Origin of the sequence: Flavobacterium xinjiangense (assembly GCF_900142885.1) — a bacterium.
GTDB lineage: Bacteria > Bacteroidota > Bacteroidia > Flavobacteriales > Flavobacteriaceae > Flavobacterium > Flavobacterium xinjiangense.
The window spans coordinates 1-4,981 of record NZ_FRCL01000025.1 but is presented as its reverse complement, the minus strand read 5'-3'; the positions used below and the strand labels follow the sequence as shown (position 1 = coordinate 4,981).

General features: G+C 36.9%; 3 protein-coding genes. 2 read left to right on the top strand and 1 reads right to left on the bottom strand.

Annotated features, from left to right (window positions below; genetic code table 11):
• Positions 1 to 1,764: T9SS type A sorting domain-containing protein (locus BUC23_RS17045; RefSeq protein WP_139259979.1), on the top strand; the 1,764-nt coding region annotated here is incomplete at its 5' end.
• Positions 1,765 to 2,532: 768 nt separating this feature from the next.
• Here BUC23_RS17045 and BUC23_RS17040 read toward each other — a convergent pair.
• The gene (locus BUC23_RS17040; RefSeq protein WP_073211890.1) at positions 2,533 to 2,823 is read right to left on the bottom strand and encodes a GIY-YIG nuclease family protein; all 291 of its coding nucleotides are present in this window, start codon (positions 2,821 to 2,823) and stop codon (positions 2,533 to 2,535) included.
• Between the two features lie 910 nt (positions 2,824 to 3,733).
• Here BUC23_RS17040 and BUC23_RS17035 point away from each other — a divergent pair.
• A partial coding sequence (locus tag BUC23_RS17035) for a hypothetical protein (RefSeq protein WP_139259977.1) occupies positions 3,734 to 4,981 on the top strand: 1,248 nt, incomplete at its 3' end.

The window sequence follows — 4,981 nt, the reverse complement described above, 5'->3', positions numbered from 1 at the left end:
ACAGTAGTATCTCTGATTAACTGTCCCGCCACTCCAACTTTTGGTGTAGCAACAGCCACGGATACCTGTGACCCAAGTGTGGCAATCACTTTTGCAGATGTAACCACTCCAGGCACTTGTCCGGGTAATTATAGCGTAACCAGAACATGGACGGCTACAGATGATTGTGGTAATACCGCTTCTTGCAGTAGAACTATTAACGTTCAGGATACCACACCTCCGGTAATTACTTGTCCTACTGTAGTATCACCGATTGACTGCCCTGCCACTCCAACTTTCGGAATAGCAACAGCCACCGATACGTGTGATCCAAGTGTAACAATTACTTTTGCCGATGTAACTACGGCGGGAACTTGTGCCGGAGCATACAGTACAACCAGAACATGGACCGCTACAGATGATTGTGGTAATACCGCAACCTGCAGCAGAACTATTGTGGTTCGCGATACTACATCTCCAGTAATTACTTGTCCTACTGTAGTATCACCGATTAGCTGCCCAGGTACACCAACTTTTGGTGTAGCAACAGCTACCGATACGTGTGATCCAAGTGTAACAATTACTTTTGCTGATGTAACGACTCCAGGCAGTTGTCCAAGTAACTATAGTGTGACCAGAACATGGACCGCTACCGATGATTGTGGTAATACAGCTACCTGTAGTAGAACTATTGAGGTGCAGGATACAACTGCTCCAGTGATTACATGTTCAGGCCCTAAAACGATCGAATGTAATGCTGCATTTAATTTTGATGAACCAACTGCCACTGATAATTGTAGTACGTACACTATTATTACTGTTGGTACCGTAGTCAATGCAGATGGAAGTCAAACACGAACTTGGAAAGCTGTTGATGCTTGTGGTAATGAGTCAGCTACATGTAGTCAAAAAATAAGTGTGACTCCTTGTTCACACATCTTCCCAACTCAGACTACCTGTTGTAATTATACTACAGGAACAGTAACTGGATTGTATAATGTTTGTACAACTGTTAAAGGTAAACAAGTAACCAATGCTATTCCAGGGGTGTTCTTCTACTATTCAAATGTAGTCGCTCCTGCAGCTAGTTTTACAATTGATGTGAAACAAACCAACGATGGCGATTTAAGTAAACTGTTTAGTGTTGCGGGTTATGATAGTGGTAATACTTCACAAATTAATTTGTTCACTAACACTTGTGGAACGGTAGCATTTACAGGAAGCTTTATCGATAGTGGTAAAGGGGCACATTATGTTGTGACAGGTGCGACTCCTGGAGCAACGTATATTGTTTCTGTGAAATACGACGTCAAATCAATCATTGGTGCAGTTTACTCAGGTGCCGATAAGAAAAGTACGTATACTTTCGCAAGCTTCATTAATGGTTCAGCTTCAGCTGCATCTGGAAGTACTGGAATTATAGATGCTCTTGCAGGATGTAGTGATAATACACCATTACCTGGAAGTTGTACTTTAAATACACTTGCTCCTACATTAGCGCCAACCGCTAAAACTACTTCTGATAGCGCAGGTTTCGATGCCTACCCAGTTCCTTTCAAAGATCAGTTAACGATCAGATACAAATTTGATTACAATTCTGATGTCAAAATCGAGGTATTCAATGCACAAGGAATGTCAGTGCTTTCTAAAACCGATACCAATAGTTATTTAGACAAAGAAGTAACACTGGATCTTAAAGCAAGCAAAAGACAAGAACAAGTGTATATTGTAAAAGTAACCACTGATCAAGGAACATTTACCAAAAAAGTAATGTCTAAAAAATAGTATTTTAGCTAACTGTCTAGTCCTTAAAAAAAGAATAACTCGGATTAGCCTATAAAAAGAGACCTCGAAAGTGAAAACTTTCGAGGTTTTTTTATGCCTTCTTTGTTGTGCTGTTTTGTAGTAGTCACTTCATCCCGACGCTTCGTTTCGTAAGTTGGCTTCGTCAGTTCGAGTTAAGCAATGATTTGCGACAGAAAATTATTGCAAAGTATCGAGAACAGTTGTATTCAAAAAGCTTCTCGATACAATTATACGCTATTAAAACTAGCGTTTTAATAGCGTATAATCACTCGAAGTGACGGGGACGAAGTAAGTGAGAAGTGACGCAATTTGTTATGCTGTTTTGTAATCGTCATTTGGTTTCGTCAGTTCGAGTTTTTTGGCTTGAAATAAGATGTTTGGAAGCGGGGGTTCAAAAAGCCAAAAAGTATCGAGAAGCTTTTTTACCACAAAAGCTTCTCGATACAATTATATGCTATTAAAACTAGCGTTTTAATAGCATATAATCACTCGAAGTGACGGGGAAGAAGTGAAGTGAGAAGTGACGCAATTTGTTATGCTGTTTTGTAATCGTCATTTGGTTTCGTCATTTGGTTTCGTCAGTTCGAGTTTTTTGGCTTGAAATAAGATGTTTGGAAGCGGGGGTTCAAAAAGCCAAAAAGTATCGAGAAGTTTTTTTACCACAAAAGCTTCTCGATACAATTATACGTTATTAAAACTAGCGTTTGAATAACGTATAATCACTCGAAGTGACGCAAGTAGGAATTATCATTTAAACTTTTTCTTTGCTAAATTTGGCAGTGCATCATAATCATCATTTATCAACGCTTCTTTTTTGGCATGAGACCATTTTTTAATTTGTTTTTCTTTTTCTATTGCTAAAGTTATATCGGTAAACTCACCATAAAAGACCAATTCAATAGGTCTTCTTTTAAAAGTATAACAATCAGGATAAAAACCTACTTGATGTTGAAATACTCTTTGTTCCAGATTACTTGTTACACCGGTATAATAGGTTTTATCGGAGCATTTTAGAATATAAACGTAGGATAGTTTCATGTTACGAATATAATAATATTTCGTCAGTTAGTTTCGTCACTTCGAGTTTTTTGGCTTTAATTAAGATGTTTTGAAGCTAGAGTTTAATAAGCCAAAAAGTATCGAGAAGTTTTATCACAAAAGCTTCTCGATACAATTATACGTTATTAAAACTAGCATTTGAATAACGTATAATCGAAGTGACGGGACGAAGTGACGCAAGTTGTTGTGCTGTTTTACAGCCGTAATTTCAACGAAGGAGAAATCACATAATTAGAGTAACTAATGAGTTTACATCGTCCGTTCGATTTGATCGGGTGCGGAAAGTCATCTCTAATAAATGTAGGATTAGCTTTAAAGTATTGAAAATCAATGAATTAAATTAAAAATAGTTGATCGCAAGTCCTTTTTGTAACATAGTAATTTTCTTAGTTAATTTGTTTTTTATCGGATATATTTGTTTTTTATCTGATTTGTTGTTGGATTTTAAATACTATTTTAACACATTGATTAACTTTATTTAACAATAAAAAAGAATCAATTTCCAAGCTGTTTTTTATAAAATCGCTTACTGGTTAATAAAAAGATTTTAGCTATTGCTCCCCACAATACAATATGCTTTTGATGATGGTGTGCTTCATAAGATTCTTTATGAAGGTGTATTGCTATAGCAAGTTTTGACTTTCAAAACGTAAGCTTTCTGTTTTTTCTAATTTTACCTTTCTAATTTAAAAATTAGGTTTTTAAGTTGTTGCAAAGCCCCCTTTTTGGTTACTAAAAGTTTGTTTATTTACCCAAAATAAAATAAGCTTTTGATGATGGAGTTCTTCATATTTTTTTATGAAGGTGTATTGTTTTTTCTAAAAGTTTTCAGTCCCCAGTCTGCTGATTTACTACTGTTTAACAAGTGTGGTATTAAAACTTTATTATCATGGAAAGAATTACACTTCTGACTTTTTTCGAAGGTGTATCAAGCAGAATTAAATGTTGGATATCACCGAAAAACATAATTTCTGGATTAGGTTTGCAAATTCCTGATTTATTTTATTTTAATTCTCAATCACAAAATGTGGCTCGTAGGAAATGGTATTTAACTAACAAGAGTTTGCTTTTATTTTTCTTAGTAAGTTTGTTAGGTCTTACAAGTTCGATTGCACAAACTTTCCCTCCGGCAAGTTCATGCACTTCAAAAGATTTATTATTAGTAAAAGCATCAGTACCGACTACGCCGTGTGAAACTTGCGATCCTAAGTCTGACGTAACTAAAGCTTTGACGGTGGCCATCAACAACAAGACAGGTTCAGTAAGAACAGCTTTTGCTTTCTGGGCAACGTTAAAGATACTTAATGCCGACGGTAGTACTTATTCAACAACATCAATAAAAGGTTGTTTTGGTCCAGTTCCAAAAAATGCTACAACTAGTTTCCTATATGGAAATATCACCTATCCTTGTGGAAAGACACTGCAACTTATTAATATATGGGAAGCGTGGACGACTTCCAATGCAAATGAAAATTGTGATTTTCTTAATGTTAATACTTCCACCATTAACCCAAAATGTGGAATTGAACCGTTGCTTAGTATCATTGCTGGTGTGGATGCCAGCTTTGATGTTACCGGCGCTACATGTACCTCACTAGGTTCTATTAAAGTTACACCCTACGGAGGTACTGGCCCTTATACTGTTCAAAAGGGAAATGAAATACCAGTTAGTGTTCCAATAGGCGGCTACAAAACGTTTGATGTTGGTCCGGGAGAATATACTTTTACACTTAAGGACGCGAATAATTGTCTTGTTGGTGTAAGCAGAAGTAGAATTGTGGCACAAATTAATAACTTAACAGCGCCAGCTACTAGTACTGCACAGCCACTTTGTTCAACATCAACCGGAACTGTCACTGTAACTTCGCCTATTGGTGCAGGTTATACATATAGTAATGGAGGCAGTTACCAGACAAGTCCAATCTTCACTATATCAGCAGGTACTTCAGCTACTTATAATATTACTTATAAGAATAGTACAGGATGTACATCTCCGGCGTCTGCAGCTACAATCACCTCCCCGGCAGCTTTAGCAGCTTCATCAAGTGCAGGAACGATTTCTTGTAATGGTGGAACCACAACGGTAAGTGTATCTGCAACAGGTGGTACTGCGCCATATTCAGGAACAGGGTCAAAA